General features: G+C 70.9%; 16 protein-coding genes. 2 read left to right on the forward strand and 14 right to left on the reverse strand.

The annotated features are described in order from the left end of the window. Positions 1-35: 35 nt before the first annotated feature. From AB5J55_RS07070 to rpe, 4 genes are all read right to left on the reverse strand, one after another. A complete protein-coding gene (locus AB5J55_RS07070) occupies positions 36-1,478 on the reverse strand; it encodes a GuaB1 family IMP dehydrogenase-related protein (protein WP_369269836.1) in 1,443 nt (480 codons plus the stop codon). A gap of 131 nt (positions 1,479-1,609) precedes the next feature. Continuing rightward, a complete protein-coding gene (locus tag AB5J55_RS07075; RefSeq protein WP_369269837.1) occupies positions 1,610-1,924 on the reverse strand; it encodes a barstar family protein in 315 nt (104 codons plus the stop codon). 104 nt (positions 1,925-2,028) lie between these two features. Continuing rightward, positions 2,029-3,072 (reverse strand): sugar-binding transcriptional regulator, encoded by a 1,044-nt coding sequence (locus tag AB5J55_RS07080; RefSeq protein ID WP_369269838.1) that lies wholly within the window; start codon positions 3,070-3,072, stop codon positions 2,029-2,031. A 78-nt stretch (positions 3,073-3,150) separates the two neighbouring features. Continuing rightward, complete coding sequence (gene rpe / locus AB5J55_RS07085; protein WP_369269839.1) at positions 3,151-3,837, reverse strand: ribulose-phosphate 3-epimerase; 687 nt, start codon at positions 3,835-3,837, stop codon at positions 3,151-3,153. A 134-nt stretch (positions 3,838-3,971) separates the two neighbouring features. On the opposite strand from rpe, the gene AB5J55_RS07090 reads away from it, so the two are divergent. Beyond that, the gene (locus AB5J55_RS07090) at positions 3,972-6,149 is read left to right on the forward strand and encodes an MMPL family transporter (protein ID WP_369269840.1); all 2,178 of its coding nucleotides are present in this window, start codon (positions 3,972-3,974) and stop codon (positions 6,147-6,149) included. A gap of 176 nt (positions 6,150-6,325) precedes the next feature. Here AB5J55_RS07090 and AB5J55_RS07095 read toward each other — a convergent pair whose 3' ends face one another. Further along, entirely contained in the window at positions 6,326-7,744 is a 1,419-nt protein-coding gene (locus AB5J55_RS07095) for an RsmB/NOP family class I SAM-dependent RNA methyltransferase (RefSeq protein ID WP_369269841.1), read from the reverse strand. Between the two features lie 75 nt (positions 7,745-7,819). Further along, positions 7,820-8,752, reverse strand: a complete 933-nt coding sequence (gene fmt, locus AB5J55_RS07100; RefSeq protein ID WP_369269842.1) for a methionyl-tRNA formyltransferase — start codon at positions 8,750-8,752, stop codon at positions 7,820-7,822. 315 nt (positions 8,753-9,067) lie between these two features. Between fmt and AB5J55_RS07105 the strand changes: the two genes are divergently transcribed. After that, positions 9,068-9,610 carry a hypothetical protein gene (locus AB5J55_RS07105; RefSeq protein ID WP_363041129.1) on the forward strand — a complete coding sequence of 181 codons (543 nt, stop codon included), beginning with the start codon at positions 9,068-9,070 and terminating at the stop codon, positions 9,608-9,610. Positions 9,611-9,787: 177 nt separating this feature from the next. Here the strand turns inward: AB5J55_RS07105 and AB5J55_RS07110 are convergent, their stop codons facing one another. From AB5J55_RS07110 to AB5J55_RS07145, 8 genes are all read right to left on the reverse strand, one after another. Further along, positions 9,788-11,941, reverse strand: a complete 2,154-nt coding sequence (locus AB5J55_RS07110) for a primosomal protein N' (protein WP_369269843.1) — start codon at positions 11,939-11,941, stop codon at positions 9,788-9,790. A gap of 125 nt (positions 11,942-12,066) precedes the next feature. Further along, entirely contained in the window at positions 12,067-13,275 is a 1,209-nt protein-coding gene (metK, locus tag AB5J55_RS07115) for a methionine adenosyltransferase (protein WP_369269844.1), read from the reverse strand. Positions 13,276-13,506: 231 nt separating this feature from the next. Further along, entirely contained in the window at positions 13,507-14,718 is a 1,212-nt protein-coding gene (coaBC, locus tag AB5J55_RS07120; protein WP_369276117.1) for a bifunctional phosphopantothenoylcysteine decarboxylase/phosphopantothenate--cysteine ligase CoaBC, read from the reverse strand. A gap of 107 nt (positions 14,719-14,825) precedes the next feature. Continuing rightward, entirely contained in the window at positions 14,826-15,098 is a 273-nt protein-coding gene (gene rpoZ / locus AB5J55_RS07125; protein WP_003988945.1) for a DNA-directed RNA polymerase subunit omega, read from the reverse strand. Positions 15,099-15,162: 64 nt separating this feature from the next. Then, positions 15,163-15,720, reverse strand: coding sequence for a guanylate kinase (gene gmk, locus AB5J55_RS07130; protein ID WP_369269845.1), 558 nt, complete (start codon positions 15,718-15,720; stop codon positions 15,163-15,165). Positions 15,721-15,778: 58 nt separating this feature from the next. Next, positions 15,779-16,102 carry an integration host factor gene (locus tag AB5J55_RS07135; protein WP_369269846.1) on the reverse strand — a complete coding sequence of 108 codons (324 nt, stop codon included), beginning with the start codon at positions 16,100-16,102 and terminating at the stop codon, positions 15,779-15,781. Positions 16,103-16,421: 319 nt separating this feature from the next. Continuing rightward, the gene (gene pyrF, locus AB5J55_RS07140) at positions 16,422-17,267 is read right to left on the reverse strand and encodes an orotidine-5'-phosphate decarboxylase (protein WP_369269847.1); all 846 of its coding nucleotides are present in this window, start codon (positions 17,265-17,267) and stop codon (positions 16,422-16,424) included. Further along, a complete protein-coding gene (locus AB5J55_RS07145; RefSeq protein ID WP_369269848.1) occupies positions 17,264-18,379 on the reverse strand; it encodes a quinone-dependent dihydroorotate dehydrogenase in 1,116 nt (371 codons plus the stop codon). Before AB5J55_RS07145 ends, pyrF begins: the two co-directional genes overlap by 4 nt. Between the last annotated feature and the right edge of the window lie 43 nt (positions 18,380-18,422).

The following is an 18,422-nucleotide window of genomic DNA, read 5'->3' on the forward strand; positions in this document are numbered from 1 at the left end:
CGGGACAACGGGGGCCGCGGACAAGGCAGTTGGCGTCAGCTCCAGCTGGCGTGCAGGGGCTTGCCCTCCGCGTAGCCGGCCGCGCTCTGGATGCCGACAACCGCCTTCTCGGCGAACTCCTCCAGGGAGCCGGCGCCGGCGTAGGTGCACGACGACCGCACGCCCGCGATGATCGAGTCGATCAGGTCCTCCACGCCCGGCCGGGCCGGGTCGAGGAACATGCGCGAGGTGGAGATGCCCTCCTCGAACAGCGCCTTGCGGGCCCGGTCGTACGACGACTCGTCGGACGTACGGTTGGCCACGGCCCGCGCGGAGGCCATGCCGAACGACTCCTTGTAGAGGCGGCCGTTCGCGTCCTGCTGGAGGTCGCCCGGCGACTCGAACGTCCCCGCGAACCAGGACCCGACCATCACGTTGGACGCACCGGCGGCCAGCGCCATGGCGACGTCGCGCGGGTGCCGGACGCCACCGTCGGCCCAGACGTGCTTGCCGTACTTCTTCGCCTCGGCGGCGCACTCCAGGACCGCGGAGAACTGCGGCCGGCCGACGCCGGTCATCATGCGGGTCGTGCACATGGCGCCGGGGCCGACACCGACCTTGATGATGTCCGCGCCGGCCTCGACCAGGTCCCGCACACCCTCGGCGGCCACGATGTTGCCGGCCACGATCGGCACCTGCGGGTCGAGCGCCCGCACGGTCCGGATCGCGGCGATCATCGACTCCTGGTGGCCGTGCGCCGTGTCGATGACGAGCGTGTCGACGCCCGCGTCGAGCAGCTGCTTGGCCTTGCCCGCCACGTCTCCGTTGATGCCGACGGCGGCCGCTATGCGCAGCTTGCCGTCGGCGTCGGTGGCCGGCGAGTACAGTGTGGCCCGCAGGGCGCCCTTGCGGGTGAGGATGCCGGCGAGACGGCCGTCGGAGTCGACGGCGGGGGCATAGCGCCGGTTGTGGTGGTCGAGCGTGTTGAAGGCCTCGCGCGGGTCGAGGGCCGCGTCCAGCAGCAGCAGGTCCCGGGACATGACCACTTCGAGCTGCGTGAAGCGGTCCACGCCGGACAGGTCCGAGTCGGTGACCACGCCGATCGGCTTGAAGTCGTCGTCGACGACCACACCGGCGTTGTGCGCGCGCTTCGGCAGCAGGGCCAGCGCGTCGGCGACGGTCTGGTGCGGGGCCAGCACGATCGGCGTGTCGAGGACGTGGTGGCGGCTCTTCACCCAGGAGATGACGTCCGTGATGACGTCGATCGGGATGTCCTGCGGGATGACCACCAGGCCGCCGCGCCGGGCCACCGTCTCGGCCATCCGGCGGCCGGCGATGGCGGTCATGTTGGCGACGACCAGCGGGATGGTGGTGCCCGTGCCGTCCGGGGAGCTGAGGTCCACGCCCTGCCGCGACCCCACCGCGCTGCGGCTCGGGACCATGAAAACGTCGTCGTACGTCAGGTCGTACGCGGGCTGGATGTCATTGAGGAAACGCACGTGCTGCACATCCCAGTCGATCAGAGGTGGCCCCCGGACAGGTCAGCCAGGGGGAAGAGCACGTACTTCATTGTCCCATGCTGACCGGAATGCGATGCACGGTCGCATCATCCAAGCAGGTCAGACACCCCCTAGGAGGATCCTCCAAGAGCAAGCACGACCGTGAGCGCCTGCGTCCGGTCCACCGCCTCGGAGAACACGTCCTGGGCGATCTCCCACTCGTCGGGCCGCGCCTTCGCGTACGGCCGCCAGTTCCGTACGACGACCAGCAGCCCCTGCTCCACGGCGCCCGCCGGCCAGACGGTGTGGTCGGAGAGGGAGTCGGCGAGCGCGTCCCAGTTGCGGCCGAACCAGTCGGGCAGGTCCAGGGCGCGGGCGCAGCGGTCCATCAGGCCGGCCTTGTCCGTGATCCCGTCGAGGTCCAGCGGGACCACGAGCTCCGTCATCTCAGTACCGCCAAGGTCATAGTGATCGGATGAAGCGAATGAACCCGGATGAAGCAAATGAACGAAGGGGGCGACCTCTGGGCCGCCCCCCTCCTGACACGCCGTCAGTGCCCGTCCGGATCCGTCCTGTTGAGCGTCGGCTTCGGCGTCGGACCGGCCGTCATCAGATAGTCCGCCGCCGACGTGTCCGTCACCAGGCTGGTGACGAGCCCGGACCGCAGCACCGCGTCGATCGCCGGTCCCTTGCGCTGCCCGCCGGCGATCGCGACGACCTCCGGGATACGGCGGAGCTGGTCGGCCTTGACCGTGATGCACCGCTCCCCCAGGTCCCGGCCGACCCGGCGTCCCTCGGCGTCGAAGAGGTGCGCGGACATCTCGGCGGCGACGCCGAGCGAGGCGTAGTGCGCCCGCTCCTCGTCGCTGAGCATGTCGTGCACCGTCGAGATGCCCGGCTCCCAGGAGCCGATGGAGACGCAGGCGACCGTGACCTTGTCGAAGTACTCGAAGGCCCGGGCGATTCCGGTCTGGTGCCGCAGCGCCGCCGCGGTGGCCGCGTCCGGCAGCAGCATCGGCGCGTAGATGGGGTGGGCGTCGCCGCCGGACACCTGGGCCGCGCGGCGCACCGCCTCGACCGAACCGCGCTCGGCGGTCCCGGCGTCGTACACGCCCGTCAACTGCACCACCGTGCACGGCGGCAGCCGGTCCAGGGCCGCGGCCATGTGGATGGTGGACCGGCCCCAGGCCAGGCCCAGCACATCCCCTTCGTTCACCAGCTCGCCGAGCAGGTCGGCGGCCACCTCTCCCAGGTTCTCGGGGTCGGGCGACTCCTCGGCCTCGGCCGGGGACTCGACCACGACGGCGTGCCTGAGGCCGTACCGGGCGCGCAGCGCGTCCGAGCGATCGGCGTCCAGTTCGGCCGGTACGCGGATTTCGATGCGCACCAGATCCCGTTCGAGAGCGGTCTCCAGGACCCGGGCCACCTTGAAGCGGCTGACGCCGAACTCCTCGGCGATCTGGATCTTGGATTTGCCCTCGAGGTAGAAGCGGCGGGCCATGGCCGCCGCCTGCACCAGCTCAGCGGGTCCCATCCGCATGGCTGACCGGCCCGCCGACATACCCGACACGGCGATCTCCTCACTGCTGTTCACACTCTGGATTCGCCGTTCATCCTTGCAGATCCGGCGCTCTTGATCCGCCCTGATGGGCGCCGTTCACGTTCCCTTGGCTCAGTGGTCGCATGCCCAGGCCGCGGACTTCGTCACCGCCTCCGCCTGCGCGCGCAGCGCACGGACCGCCGCGGCCGGGTCATCGGCCCCGTACACCGCCGAACCAGCGACGAAGACGTCCGCGCCCGCCTCCGCACACCGCTCGATCGTCGAGGCCGAGACACCGCCGTCGACCTGGAGCCACAGGTCCAGGCCGTGCTTGCTGATCAACTCGCGGGTGCGGCGAATCTTCGGAAGCATGATGTCGAGAAACGCCTGACCACCGAAGCCCGGCTCGACCGTCATGATCAGCAGCATGTCGAGCTCGGGGAGCAGATCCTCGTACGGCTCGATGGGTGTCGCGGGCTTGAGCGCCATGGAGGCACGGGCGCCCTTGGCCCGGATCTCCCGGGCAAGCCGTACCGGTGCCGCGGCGGCCTCGACATGGAAGGTGACGGAGGAGGCCCCCGCTTCGACGTACTGGGGCGCCCACCGATCGGGGGCCTCGATCATCAGATGGCAGTCCAGCGGCGTGTCCGTCGCACGGGCCAGGGACTCTACGACCGGCACGCCGAGCGTGAGGTTCGGGACGAAATGGTTGTCCATGACGTCGACGTGGAGGTAGTCGGCTCCCTCGACCGCCTTTGCCTCGTCCGCGAGGCGGGCGAAGTCGGCGGACAGGATGCTGGGGTTGATCTGCGCGGCCATGACCCAAGACTGCCATGCCGGAGCACGAATGTTCGCGCCAGTACAGACCTAAGACGTTCATCGGATGTTGTGTCCGGTTCGTGCGTGCCATGCTGGGCGGCCGACCGGCTCCACGGAGAGCTGCGGGGGTGGGCATGACTCAGACCCAGGAGAAGGGGCAGTCCCCTTCGGGACAGCGGGGCGTCGCCCATCTGGTGTGCGGACGGCGCGCCAAGTGGGTGGTGCTCATTCTGTGGCTGGCGGTGCTGTTCCTGACGGCACCGTTCGCGCAGAAGCTGACCGACGCGCAGGACAACGACGCGGCCTCCTGGCTGCCTGGGTCCGCCGAATCCACCCAAGTCCTGGAGATCTCCGAGGACTTCAGGCCGGAGCAGATCCCGGCGATCGTCATCTACGCCCGCGACGGCGGCCTGACGGCCCAGGACCGCGCGGCGATCACCGCGGACGTGGCGCAGCTCAAGCAGCTCACCGACCACGGCATCCGCGGCGCCGAGACCCGGGGCCCGGTCTTCGACCGCGAGCTGGACCCGCGCGCGGCCCAGGTCCAGGTCCCGATCACGATGGACGAGAAGGGCTGGGAGCGCATCGCCCCCGCCGTGGACTCCATCAAGGACGTCGTCGGCGAGGGCGGCGGCGGGCTGACCGTGCACATCACGGGCCCGGGCGGCACTTCCGCGGACTTCTCCGAGGCCTTCGAGGGCATCGACTCCACGCTGCTGTTCTCGGCGATGGTGGTCGTCATCGTCATGCTCCTGCTCACCTACCGCAGTCCCACCCTGCTGGTCGTCCCCCTCATCGCCGTGATCGTCGCCCTGTTCACCGCGCAGGCCCTGATCTATCTCCTGGCGGAACACGCGGGCCTGACCGTCAACGGCCAGAGCGCGGGCATCCTCACGGTCCTGGTGTTCGGCGCGGGCACGGACTACGCACTCCTGCTCGTCGCCCGCTACCGGGAGGAACTGCGCCGTCACGAGGACCGCCACGAGGCGATGGCCCTTGCCCTGCACCGCGCCGGCCCGGCGGTGATCGCGTCCGGTGCGACCGTCGTGCTGAGCATGCTGGTGCTGCTGGCGGCGGAGATGAACTCCACGAGGGGCCTCGGCCCGGTGGCCGCGATCGGCGTGGCGGTGGCCCTGCTCGCGATGATGTCCCTGTTCCCCGCGCTCCTGGTGATCTTCGGCCGCTGGATCTTCTGGCCGGTGATCCCGCACCTGGGCACCGAGAACCCGGACAAGCGGGGCATCTGGGCCCGCATGGGCCGCCGTATCTCCCATCGCCCGCGCATGGTCTGGGTCGTCACGGCGATCGCCCTCGCGGTCTGCTCCCTCGGGCTGATCCAGCTGCGCGCCGAGGGGCTGAGCAATGCCGACGCGTTCACCGACAAGCCGGACTCGATCACCGGCCAGGAGATCTCGGCGCGCTATTTCCCGGCCGGCAGCGGCGACCCCCTGGTCATCGTCAGCAACCAGGCCCAGGCCGTGGAGGTCGGCCGCGCGGTGGCGGAGACACAGGGCGTCGTCCCCACCTCACTGGGCCTGCCACCAGGCACAAAACCGTCGTTCCAAGGCAAGGTCCTCTTCGAGGCGACGATGACCGCTCCCGCCGACAGCGAGGCCGCGAAACAGACCGTCGAGAGGGTCCGCGACGCCGTCCACGCGGTGCCGGACGCCGACGCCCAAGTGGGCGGCGGAACGGCGGCCCTCCTGGACATGGACAAGGCGACGACGCACGACAACATCCTGATCATCCCGCTGGTCCTGCTGGTCGTGCTCCTGATCCTCTGTGCCCTGCTGCGCGCCCTGATCGCCCCGCTCCTGCTGATCGGCACGGTGATCCTGTCCTTCGCGGCAGCCCTGGGCATCAGCGCGCTCGCCTTCCGCCACATCTTCGACTACGCCGGGGAGTCGACCGACTTCCCGCTGTTCGTCTTCGTCTTCCTGGTGGCGCTCGGCATCGACTACAACATCTTCCTCACCACCCGCATCCGTGAGGAGGCAGCCCACCAGGGCACCCGCCCCGGCGTGATCACCGGCCTCGCCGCCACGGGCGCCGTCATCACCTCGGCCGGCCTGGTCCTCGCCGGCACCTTCGCAGCCCTGGGCACCCTCCCCATGGTCGCCTTCGCCGAAATCGGCTTCGCAGTGGCCCTGGGCGTACTCCTGGACACCTTCATCGTCCGCTCGGTCCTGGTGACGGCCCTGTTCCTGGACGTCGGCCCCAAGGTGTGGTGGCCACACCGCCTGGCCCGCGAGGACGGGGGAGCTCCGGCGGTACGGGAGCCGGAGGAGGGCATGGCGGGGAGGGGTGGCTGAGTGGAGGTGCGTACAGCGGCACCTTTCAACGCCGGTCCTGCTCTTTCAGCCCGTCCGGCGTTTGAGGACGAGGCCGTTCAGGCCGAAGCGGGGGTCCAGGGGGCGGCAGCCCCCTGGTGGGTCGAAGGGGCGGAGCCCCTTCACGGACGGGGCGGGCAGGGGCGGCGGGGGCGAAATCACCCCACCCGCCGAATCAGCGCCAAGTACATCGCATCGGTCCCATGCAGATGAGGCCACAACTGCACATCAGGCCCCTCCCCCAGCTCCGGCACCCCCGGCAGCAAGGGCCGTGCATCAACCAGTTCACCCGCGGCCCCGTGCTTCAGCACGTCGTCCACGACAGCCCGGGTCTCGGCAAGATGCGGCGAACACGTGGCGTACCCGACGACACCCCCCACCCGCACGGACTCCAACGCCGCCCGCAGCAACTCCCGCTGCAGCGGCCCGAACCCCTCCAGATCCTCCGGCCGCCGCCGCCACCGAGCCTCCGGCCGCCGCCGCAACGCCCCGAGCCCCGTGCACGGCACATCCACCAGCACCCGGTCGAAGCTCCCCGCCCGCCAGGCCGGCCGCGTCCCATCGGCGGCGATGACCTGATACGGCCCAGGATTCCCGGCAAGCGCCTTGGCCACCAGCCCGGCCCGATGCGGCTGCTTCTCGGAGGCAAGCAACATGGCCCCCCGCTCGGCGGCCAACGCCCCGAGCAGCGCCGCCTTGCCCCCGGGCCCGGCACACCCGTCGAGCCACTTCTCGTCGGGCCCGTCCAGCGGCGCGTTGGCCAGGGCGAGCGCAACCAGTTGAGACCCCTCGTCCTGCACCCCCGCCCGGCCTTCCCGCACGGCCTCGATGGCCCCCGGCTCCCCGCCCTCGGCCAGCCGCACGGCATAGGGCGACCAGCGCCCCGGCACCGCGGCCTCCTCACCGAGGAGTTCCTCGGTCGTGGCCCGCCCCGGCCGCGCGACGAGCGTCACCTCGGGCCGCTCATTGTCGGCCTCCAGCAACCGCTCGATCCCGGCCCGCCCGCCACCGAGCGAGTCCCACAGCGCCGAGACGACCCACCGCGGATGCGAGTGAACGACGGCGAGGTGCTCTTCGGGATCGTCGTCGTACGGCGGCGCGACCCGCTGGATCCACCCGTCGAGGTCGTCCTGCGCGACCTTCCGCAGCACGGCGTTCACGAACTTCGCGCGCCCGTCACCGAGGACGACCCGGGCGAGCTCAACGGACGCCGATACCGCCGCATGCGTGGGAATCCGCGTCCCCAGCAGCTGGTGCACGCCCAGGCTGAGCACATCGAGCACGGGCGGGTCGACCTCACGCAGCGGCCGGTCCACACACGCGGAGATCACGGCGTCGTACGTCCCCTGCCGCCGCAGCGTCCCGTACACCAGCTCGGTCGCGAGCGCGGCGTCCCGCCCGTCGAAGTCGCCCTGCTCGCGCGCCTTGCGCAGCAGCGGCGGCAGTACGAGGTTGGCGTACGCGTCCCGCTCGTCCACGGCGCGCAGTGCCTCGAAGGCGAGGACGCGGACGGGGTCCTTCTTGGGCCGTCGGTAGGGCTTGCCGGGCTTACGGGGCCGACGGGTGGTGTCGCTCACGAAAAAGGTGCTCCGGATTGCTGGATGAGATGTACCGACCAGCCTACGTCGCACCGTCGGCCAGGCGTGGGCCGGTCACTCCCCGACGCGCTCCCCGTCCCCGATCCGCACGCCCCGCGCCCAGTCAGCGGCCCGCATCGGCTTCTTGCCCTGAGCCTGCACCCACAGCAGCTCGACGGCGTACGACCCGGTCCCGACGTACACGTTGTTCTTGCCCACGGAGAGCGCGCCGGGCGCGAGATCGTCCCGCCCGGGCACCGGCTGCACCTGGATGAGCTTGAGCCGCTCGCCGCGGAAGGTGGTCCAGGCACCCGGTGCGGGAGTGCACCCGCGCACGACGCGGTCGACGCGCAGGGAGGGAGCGGCCCAGTCGATGTGGGCGTCCTCGACGTTGACCTTGGGGGCGAGGGTGACCCCTTCGCTCGGCTGCGGTACGGCCTTCAGCGTGCCGTCCTCGATCCCGTCCATGGTCGCCGCGAGCAGCCCGGAGCCGGCGAAGGCCAGCCGGGTCAGCAGGTCGCCGCTGGTGTCGGTGGTCCGGATCTGCTCGGTGACGGTGCCGTAGACGGGCCCGGAGTCGAGTCCCTCCTCGATCAGGAAGGTGGAGGCCCCGGTGATCTCGTCGCCGGCCATGATGGAGTGCTGCACGGGCGCGGCCCCGCGCCAGGCGGGCAGCAGCGAGAAGTGCAGGTTGACCCAGCCGTGGGCCGGGATGTCGAGGGCAACGCGCGGCAGCAGGGCGCCGTAGGCGACGACGGGGCAGCAGTCGGGCGCGATCCCTCTGAGCCGCTCCAGGAACTCGGGGTCGCGCGGCCTGGCCGGCTTGAGCACCTCGATGCCCGCCTCCTCGGCCCGCTCGGCCACCGGGCTCGCCACCATCCTGCGCCCCCGCCCGGCCTGCGCGTCTGGCCGCGTCACGACGGCGGCCACCTCGTGCCGCCCGGAGGCGATCAGAGCGTCCAGAGCGGGAACGGCGACCTCGGGGGTACCGGCGAAGACAAGCTTCATGGGTGGGCACGGGCCTCTCGGACGGGGTTGGTTGGGGCAGCACACAAGTCTATGTGCGGGCACGAGGAGGGCTCACGTCGGCGGCACCACGAAGGAATTCACCACGGCCAGGAGGGACAGCGAGGCACCCGAGGCCGAAGGTCCGGACATCGAGGCGCGTACCCCCACCCAGGGGCGTAGGCATATGCCCATACGCCCCCACTGCGTGACCCGCGGACCGCTCCCGCGTTGGTCAAGAAAGAGTTGACCACAACGGGCCGCACCCGCCGTATCCGCGGCCCCTTCCTTTTCAACGCCGGTTCGAGAGGCTTGTTCATGGCCGACCACGCAACCCACGACGCCCAGGCTCGGGCCAGCCTGCACTTGCTGGTGCGGGACATCGAGCGGGTCCGCCGGCAGGTGGACGCACTGCGCACGCTCACCGCCCAACTGGGCAACGTCTACCGCCCGCGCCGCTCCGGCCCCTCCACGGGCTTCGTCGTCTACGGACGCGCCCCCGCCCCGACGGTCCGTCTCGCCCAGGAGTTGCGGGACAGCGTCGAAACCCTGGTCACGGCAGCCGTGGACTTCGACCGCTCACTCGGCTTCTCGTGGGACGCGGTGGGTTCCGCCCTCGGCGTCACCAAGCAGGCGGTCCACCGACGCTACGGCGCGCGCCGCGCCGCCACTCAGGCGGCGGCCGAGGCCGAGCGGACGACCGAGCCGGCGGGCAGCCGGACGGTGAACGTCACCACCGCTCTCCCTCCGGTGCCGACGGTCCCCGCAGCCCGTTCCATGCCGACGCAGCCGACGGCAGGCAGCCCCGGCCTGCGCGACGAGGCCAGGCCCACGGTCTTCCCCGGCCCTCGCAACGGCTGACACCGCGACTGCCCCACCTCGCTCTGCCCTCCCGATGCGCACCCGGGAGGGCAGAGGCATACCTGCCCAGGCCCTGACCAAGCCCTGCGCGGCACCGCAGGGCAGGCAGCACCAGGCAGCACCAGGCAGCACCAGGCAGCACCAGGCAGCACCAGGCAGCACCAGGCAGCACCAACGTCACCCGATATCAGGCGGATCGATCCGAACCCGCACCGCGATCTCCCCAGCCCCACGCGCCATCCGCGCCGCCTGCGCGGCCTTCAGCGCGGACGCCAACGCCGCCCCGCTTCCCGGCGGAACCCGGATCAGCGCCCGGTCCCAGTGCTCCCCGGGTGGCGGACCCCCTACGCGCCGCGGGCGTCCCACCGCCGTCACGGGCACCGGTACGGGTCCCAAGACCTCGGCCTCCGGCGGCAGTTCGGCGGTACGGAGAAACTCGGCCACCGCCTCTCCCGGCCCGGCCACGGAAGCCATCCGGGACACCGGCGGAAACCCCAGCTCGGCCCGCTCGCCGAGTTCCCGCACCGCATGCCCGACCGGGTCCCACCGCACCAGCGCCTGCACGGGCCGCAGCGTGGGCTCGGCGACCACGACCACGGTCCCCCCGGCGCCCTGCGGCCGTACCAGCGCAGCGGCGGCAATCCAGCGCCGCAACGCGTCCTCCCCCGCCCGTAGGTCGGGCCGCCCGAGCATGGCCCAGCCGTCCAGCAGCAGCGCCGCCGCATACCCGCCCTCGGCGACGGGCTCGGCGCCCGGTGTGCTCACGACCAGCGAGGGTGTGCCCGGCACGGTGTCGAGCACATGCTCACGCCCGGAGGTCCGCACCGGCACAGCGGGAAAGGCCCGCCCGAGCTCCTCGGCGGTCCGCCGCGCCCCCACCACCTGAGCCCGCAGCCGGAACGCACCGCACTCCGGACAGTGCCAGGCCCCCTCGTCACGCCCGCACCACCCACACCGCAGCTCGACCCCGGAGCCCTGCGCCTCCAGCGGCCCGGAGCAGTGCCGGCACCGAGCGGGAGCCCGGCAGTTGGCGCAGGCCATCCGCGGCACGTATCCGCGCCGCGGCACCTGCACGAGAACCGGCCCCTGGCGCAGCCCCTCCCGCACCGCCTGCCAGGCGAGCGTGGGCAGCCGAGCGGCCCGAGCGGCCTCGTCCCGCGCGAGATCCCCGTCCCCCACGGTCCGTACGAGCGGAGCCGCGCCCCGCACCTGCTCCCGGGTGGCGACCAACGGCCGGGCCCAGCCGCTCTCCACGAGCTGGGCGGCCTCGACCGTGCAGCTCCAACTCCCCAGCAGAAAGCCGCACTTGTCCTGCGCGGCCCGGAGCAACAGGACTTCACGCGCATGAGGCTGCGGGGCGTGCTGCTCGCTGTGGCTGTCGTCGCCGTCGTCCCAGAGGGCGACCAGCCCGAGGTCCTGCACGGGCGCGAACATGGCGGCCCGCGTCCCCACGACCGCCCGGACGCTCCCGCGCCGTACGGCCAGCCACTCCCGGTACCGCTTCTCGGGCCCCGCATCGGCGGTCAGCACCGCATGCCGGCCCTCGCCCATCAGCGAGGTCAGGGCAGCGTCGACCCGAGCGACAGCTCTCCCGTCCGGCACCACGACGACGGCCCCGCGGCCGGAGGCGAGCGTCGCCGCGACGGCCCGGGCCAGTTCCTCGCTCCACTCGGGACCGGGCAGAGCGTTCCACACGGCACGCGGCGCACCTCCGGAGGCCAGGGACTCCAGGAAGGCGGCGCCTCGCTCGTACCGCCCCCAGGACCCCACCTCGGGCCTGCCAGGCGGCGGGAGCGGCTCCGGTGAGGGCCGCTGCTCGGCACGCGCACTGCGCGGCGGCACGGCCAGCTGCAGCACATCGGCAAGCCCTCCGGCATACCGGTCGGCCACGGCCCGCGTGAGCCCGAGCAGTTCCTCGCTCAGCACCCGCTCAGGCGAGACGACCTGCGCGAGTGCCGCCAACGGCCCGGAGTAGTCGGACTCGGCAAGCCGCTCGACGAGGAAGCCGTCGATGAGCCCCCCGCCCTCACGCCGCCCCTCACGCACCCGGTGCCGCCCGGCTCCGAACCGCACCCGCACCCGCACCCCGGGCTGCGCCTCGGCGTCCAACTCCTCCGGCACGGCGTAGTCGAAGTACCGATCGAGATGCAGCACACCCTTGTCGACCAGCACCCGCGCCACGGGCAGCTCCTTGGCCAGCGCGGCCCCCCGCCAGGTCCGCGGCTTGGCCCGCGGGACCTTGGCCTTGCGCACACTGTCCCGAATGAGCGCGAGCTGCTCGGGCGACGCCCCCTCGGCCTCGCCGTCACCGGTCTCGTTCTCGCTGCTCACGCCTGTATTCCTACCAAACGCCACTGACAACCGCCGGAGCCCGAGTTCCCCCACGAGCGCGGGTACACCGAGGCCCGGCGCCCCACCAGGGACGCCGGGCCTCGAACAAACCCGTGAAGCAGGCCTTACTGACCCACTGCCTTGCGCAGCGCGTCCACGCGGTCCGTCCGCTCCCAGGTGAACTCCGGCAGCTCACGGCCGAAGTGGCCGTAGGCGGCGGTCTGGGCGTAGATCGGGCGGAGCAGGTCCAGGTCGCGGATGATCGCGGCCGGACGCAGGTCGAAGACCGCGTCGATGGCCTTCTCGATCTTCTCGGTCTCGACCTTGGCCGTGCCGAAGGTCTCGACGAAGAGACCGACGGGCTCGGCCTTGCCGATCGCGTACGCCACCTGCACCTCGCAGCGCGAGGCCAGGCCGGCAGCGACCACGTTCTTGGCGACCCAGCGCATCGCGTACGCCGCCGAGCGGTCCACCTTGGACGGGTCCTTGCCGGAGAACGCGCCGCCACCGTGGCGGGCCATGCCGCCGTACGTGTCGATGATGATCTTCCGACCGGTCAGACCCGCGTCACCCATCGGGCCGCCGATCTCGAAGCGACCGGTGGGGTTCACCAGAAGGCGGTAGTTCTCGGTGTCCAGCTTGATGCCGTCGTCGAGCAGAGCCTTCAGCTCGGGCTCGACCACGAACTCCCGGATGTCGGGCGCGAGGAGGGAGTCCAGGTCGATGTCGCTCGCGTGCTGCGAGGAGACGACCACGGTGTCCAGACGGACCGCCTTGTCACCGTCGTACTCGATGGTGACCTGCGTCTTGCCGTCCGGGCGCAGGTAGGGGATCGTGCCGTTCTTGCGGACCTCGGAGAGGCGCTTGGACAGGCGGTGCGCCAGGAAGATGGGCAGCGGCATCAGCGTGGGCGTCTCGTCCGTCGCGTAGCCGAACATCAGGCCCTGGTCGCCGGCGCCCTGGCGGTCCAGCTCGTCCTCGTCGCCCTCGACACGGGACTCGTACGCCGTGTCGACGCCCTGCGCGATGTCCGGCGACTGCGAGCCGATCGAGACCGAGATGCCGCAGGAGGCGCCGTCGAAGCCCTTCTTCGAGGAGTCGTAGCCGATCTCGAGGACCTTGTTGCGGACCAGCGTCGCGATGTCCGCGTACGTCTTGGTCGTGACCTCTCCGGCCACGTGCACCAGGCCGGTCGTGATCAGGGTTTCGACAGCGACCCGGGACGACGGGTCCTCGCGCAGAAGCGCGTCAAGAATGGTGTCGCTGATCTGGTCAGCGATCTTGTCGGGGTGACCCTCGGTCACAGACTCCGAGGTGAACAGGCGACGGGACACAACGCTCCCTGGGGTTGCAGCGGCTGCTGGCTGATCATTGTTGGACGGGACGGGGGCTGCGCCCGGCGTCGTCCGAGGACAGTTTATCTGTCGCGTTCGGCCACGGACCCCCTGTCTCGCCTCTCGGGAGGGCTGTGACCTGCGGCACGGGCATTCTGCCCAATGTCATGTGCCCTTGGCCAGGGGCGCCACACCCGAATCGAGCGCTGCCGGAGGGAAGTCCGCAGCCCATCAACCATGGGTGCCCAACCGGCGCGCCACCAGGTCCCACACGGTTTCGGCCAGGGCTTCCTTCGGCCCGTACGGCACGGGCGTCTCGCTGCCGTCGGCGCCCAGGACGACCGCCTCGTTCTCCTCGGAGCCGAAGGTCTTGCGCTCGCCCACCTCGTTCACCACGAGAAGGTCACACCCCTTGCGCTCCAGCTTTCTTCGGCCGTTGGCCAGCACGTCGTCCGTCTCCGCGGCGAAGCCGACGATCACCTGGCCGGGGCGGGCACGGTCGGTCGAGATCTCCGCGAGGATGTCCGGATTTCGCACCAGGACGATCGGGTCCGGCTCGTGGTCGTCCTTCTTCTTGATCTTTCCGGTGGCGTACGACGCCGGACGGAAGTCCGCGACCGCTGCCGCCATCACGACCGCGTCGGCGTCCGCGGACGCCTTGAGGACCGCTTCCCGCAGCTGTACGGCCGTGCCGACCTGGACGACGTCCACGCCCGCCGGGTCGGCCAGCCCGGTGTTGGCGGCGATCAGCGTCACCCGGGCGCCCCGGGCGGCGGCGGTGCGGGCGAGAGCGTAGCCCTGCTTGCCGGAGGAGCGGTTGCCGAGGAAGCGGACCGGGTCGAGGGGCTCGCGGGTACCGCCGGCGCTGACGACGACGTGCAGTCCGGCGAGGTCGGCTTCGGTGACGCCCCGGGCGAGCACCCGGCGGCAGACCTCGAAGATCTCCGCGGGCTCGGGCAGCCGGCCCTTGCCGGTGTCGACGCCGGTGAGGCGGCCGACGGCGGGCTCGATGACGATCGCGCCGCGCCGACGCAGCGTCGCCACGTTCTCCTGGGTGGCCGCGTGCTCCCACATCTCGGTGTGCATGGCGGGGGCGAAGACCACCGGGCAGCGGGCGGTGAGCAGGGTGTTGGTCAGCAGGTCGTCGGCGAGGCCGTGCGCGGCCTTCGCGAGCGTGTCGGCCGTGGCCGGGGCGACGACCACCAGGTCGGCCTGCTGGCCGATGCGGACGTGCGGTACCTCGTGGACGTCGTCCCAGACCTCGGTCGAGACGGGCTTGCCGGACAGGGCGGACCAGGTGGCGGCGCCGACGAAGTGCAGCGCCGAGGCGGTGGGAACGACCCGGACGTCGTGTCCGGACTCGGTGAGTCTGCGCAGCAGCTCGCAGGCCTTGTACGCGGCGATGCCACCGCTGACCCCCAGAACGACCTTCGGCTTGTCCACCGTCTCTCCCCGGACCTCGGAAACGTACGACATCCATGACACACCACAGGCCCGGCAGACGCGCTGCCGGGCCTGTGGAAAAGCCTTCTGCAAGCTGCAGATACTACTTACTGCGCCGGGCCCTCGACGGCCTCGGACGTCAGCAGACCCGCGTTGATCTCGCGCAGGGCGATCGACAGCGGCTTCTCGTGGACGTGGGTGTCCACGAGCGGACCGACGTACTCGAGGAGGCCCTCGCCGAGCTGCGAGTAGTACGCGTTGATCTGGCGGGCCCGCTTGGCCGCGTAGATCACGAGGCTGTACTTCGAGTCGGTTGCCTCGAGGAGCTCGTCGATCGGCGGGTTGATGATGCCCTCGGGCGCGGAGATGGAAGAGGACACGCTCTACCTTCCGATGGATGGGAAAGAATCAGTCGATGTGATCACTCAGTACGAGCAGTCACGATCACACAACGTCCATCAAGGCTAGCAGCTCACGCGCCACGTCCTCGACGGAGGTATTGACCAAGGTCACATCGAACTCCGGCTCGGCCGCCAGCTCGACCTTCGCCGCGTCCAGGCGGCGTGCGATCACCTCGGGCGGCTCGGTGCCACGTCCGGTGAGTCTGCGTACGAGCTCCTCCCAGGAGGGGGGAGCCAGGAACACCAGCTGGGCGTCGGCCATCGACTCACTGACCTGCCGGGCGCCCTGGAGGTCGATCTCCAGGAGAACGGGCTCACCCGCCTCCAGCCGCTCCAGCACCGCCGCACGCGGCGTGCCGTAGCGGTTGCCGGCGAACTCGGCCCACTCCAGCAGCTCCCCATTGGCGATCAGCTTGTCCATCTCTTCGTCGGTGACGAAGAAGTAGTGGACTCCGTGCTGCTCGCCGGGGCGGGGCTTGCGGGTCGTCGCCGACACCGAGAGCCAGACCTCGGGGTGTTCCTTGCGCATATGGGCGACGACCGTGCTCTTGCCGACCCCGGAGGGGCCGGAGAGCACGGTCAGCCGCGGACGTTCACTCATGCAGCGATTATTCCAGCAATCCCGGAGTGCCCGGGACTCCCGGTCCCAAGTGCCCGGATCAGGAGCCCGTGCTGCCGAACTCACGCTCCAGGGATGCGATCTGGTTCGAGCCGAGGCCACGCACGCGGCGGCTCTCGGAGATGCCGAGTCGCTCCATGATCTGCTTGGCGCGGACCTTGCCCACGCCGAGCAGGGACTCGAGCAGGGCGGAGACCTTCATCTTTCCGATGACGTCGTTCTCCTGGCCCTGCTTGATGACCTCGTGAAGGGAGGCGCCGGAGTGCTTGAGTCGATTCTTGACCTCGGCCCGCTCCCGGCGAGCCGCGGCGGCCTTTTCGAGCGCGGCTGCGCGCTGTTCAGGGGTAAGGGGCGGAAGAGCCACGCCTACGTCACCTCGGATGTTGAACTGTCGGATACGGACCGGTGAGGAACCTAGTCGCCCCACACCTGGGGAGGCACGAGCAACACGCTGCCCGTTCTCCCCCACTGCTTTGGGAGCGTGGGAGGTGCTCCCACTCGTCGGAGACTAGCGGCCAAGTCCGCCAGAGTCAGCGAGAACAGCGGAAAAGTCCTGGTCAGCCTCCGTCAGGCCGGACATTTAGGACATAATGCCCCGGATTTGAGGATGTATTCAGACTCAAGTCGGCCCGGGCCACTCATCGGAGGACTCGCTCGAGCGGGTCGAACACCCCTGACGGCGGTCAGGCACCCGACACAGCGACCGCGACCTCTTCGGCGAAGCGTGACGCGGCGTCACGCAGTGCGACGACGTCGGGCCCGAGCCGCAGCACGCCCCGGCTGACGTTCGGGACGACATTGCGCGCCGCGGCCCCGAAGACCCGGGGAAGATCCGCCGGGGTGGCGCCCTGCGCCCCGATGCCGGGGGCGAGAAGCGGACCGTTGATGTCGAGGTCGTAGGACGAGAGGTCACCGAGCGTGGCGCCGACGACCGCCCCGAAGGAACCCATGGGCTCCTCCCCCGTGTTCTCGGCAGCCAGGTGCGCCAGCATCGTCGCGCCGACATTGCGGCCGTCCGCGCGGACCGCGTGCTGGACCTCGCCGCCCTCCGGGTTCGAGGTCAGCGCGAGCACGAAGAGGCCGGTGCCGCTCTCCCGGGCCAGCGCCACGGCCGGCGACAGCGAGCCGTAGCCGAGGTACGGCGAGACGGTCAGCGCGTCCGAGAACAGCGGGGAGTCCTTGCGGAGGAAGGACTCGGCGTACGCGGCCATGGTCGACCCGATGTCGCCTCGCTTGGCGTCCATCAGCACCAGCGCCCCGGCGTCCCGCGCCTCCTCGACCGACTTCTCCAGGACGGCGATGCCACGCGACCCGAACCGCTCGAAGAACGCGCTCTGCGGCTTGAGCACGGCGACCCGGTCGGCCATCGCCTCGACGACCGTACGGCTGAACCGCTCCAGGCCGGCCACGTCGTCGTTCAGGCCCCACTCGGCGAGCAGCGAGGCGTGCGGGTCGATGCCGACGCACAGGGGGCCACGCTCGTCCATGGCCCGGCGCAGGCGTGCGCCAAAGGGTTCCAGAGCACTCATGCGGTCTTCCTTGCCTTCCTGACCTCGGCGCCGACCGCGTCGGCGAGGGTGTCGTACGGGCTGGTACGGAGGCGTGCGGCGAGTCCCTTGTGGATGGCGCGGCCCCAGAAGGGCCCCTCGTAGATGAAGGCGCTGTACCCCTGGACCAGCGTGGCGCCCGCCAGGATCCGCTGCCAGGCGTCCTCGGCGTTCTCGATGCCCCCGACGCCCACGAGGGTGATCCGGTCGCCCACACGCGCGTACAGGCGCCGCAGCACCTCCAGGGAGCGCGCCTTCAGGGGTGCTCCCGAGAGACCGCCCGCCTCCTTGACCAGCGAGGGTTCGGATTTCAAACCGAGCCCCTCGCGCGCGATGGTGGTGTTCGTGGCGATGATCCCGTCCAGGCCGAGCTCGACGGCGAGGTCGGCGACCGCGTCGACGTCCTCGTCGGCGAGGTCCGGCGCGATCTTCACCAGCAGCGGCACTCGGCGGGTGGTCACCGTACGGTCGGCTGCCTCGCGGACCGCGGCCAGGAGGGGCCGCAGCGCCTCGGTGGCCTGCAGGTTGCGCAGGCCGGGCGTGTTGGGCGAGGAGACATTGACGACCAGATAGTCGGCGTACGGCGCCAGCCGCTCGGTCGACTTCACGTAGTCACCGACGGCCTCCGTCTCCGGGACGACCTTGGTCTTGCCGATGTTGACGCCCACGACGGTCCTGAAGACCGGCGTACGGGAGGCCAGGCGGGCCGCGACGGCCAGCGAGCCCTCGTTGTTGAAGCCCATGCGGTTGATCAGCGCCCGGTCCTTCACGAGGCGGAACAGCCGCTTCTTCGGGTTGCCCGGCTGCGCCTCGCCCGTGACCGTGCCGATCTCGACGTGGTCGAAGCCGAGCATCGACATACCGTCGATGGCGACCGCGTTCTTGTCGAAGCCGGCGGCGAGCCCGAAGGGGCCGTGCATCCGCAGCCCGAAGGCCTCTGTGCGCAGCTCCTTGTGGCGGGGCGCGAGGGCGGCGGCGGCGAACGTGCGCAGTACGGGGATGCGGACGGCGAGGCGGATCCAGCGGAAGGCCAGGTAGTGGGCCTGTTCCGGGTCCATCCGCTTGAAAACCAGACGGAAGAAAAGCTTGTACATGTCGGTGTCCTCATGAAGAGGGGGACACCGTTTCCGGTGTCCC

It is taken from the genome of Streptomyces sp. R11 (genome assembly GCF_041051905.1).
Taxonomy (GTDB): domain Bacteria; phylum Actinomycetota; class Actinomycetes; order Streptomycetales; family Streptomycetaceae; genus Streptomyces.

Coding starts and splice junctions, on each gene's coding strand:
- rpe (WP_369269839.1), bottom strand. CDS start 3,837: ATGGCCGCGCAGATCAACCCCAGCATCCTGTCCGCCGACTTCGCCCGC.
- AB5J55_RS07145 (WP_369269848.1), bottom strand. CDS start 18,379: ATGTACAAGCTTTTCTTCCGTCTGGTTTTCAAGCGGATGGACCCGGAA.
- fmt (WP_369269842.1), bottom strand. CDS start 8,752: ATGAAGCTTGTCTTCGCCGGTACCCCCGAGGTCGCCGTTCCCGCTCTG.
- AB5J55_RS07090 (WP_369269840.1), top strand. CDS start 3,972: ATGACTCAGACCCAGGAGAAGGGGCAGTCCCCTTCGGGACAGCGGGGC.
- pyrF (WP_369269847.1), bottom strand. CDS start 17,267: ATGAGTGCTCTGGAACCCTTTGGCGCACGCCTGCGCCGGGCCATGGAC.
- AB5J55_RS07075 (WP_369269837.1), bottom strand. CDS start 1,924: ATGACGGAGCTCGTGGTCCCGCTGGACCTCGACGGGATCACGGACAAG.
- gmk (WP_369269845.1), bottom strand. CDS start 15,720: ATGAGTGAACGTCCGCGGCTGACCGTGCTCTCCGGCCCCTCCGGGGTC.
- AB5J55_RS07105 (WP_363041129.1), top strand. CDS start 9,068: ATGGCCGACCACGCAACCCACGACGCCCAGGCTCGGGCCAGCCTGCAC.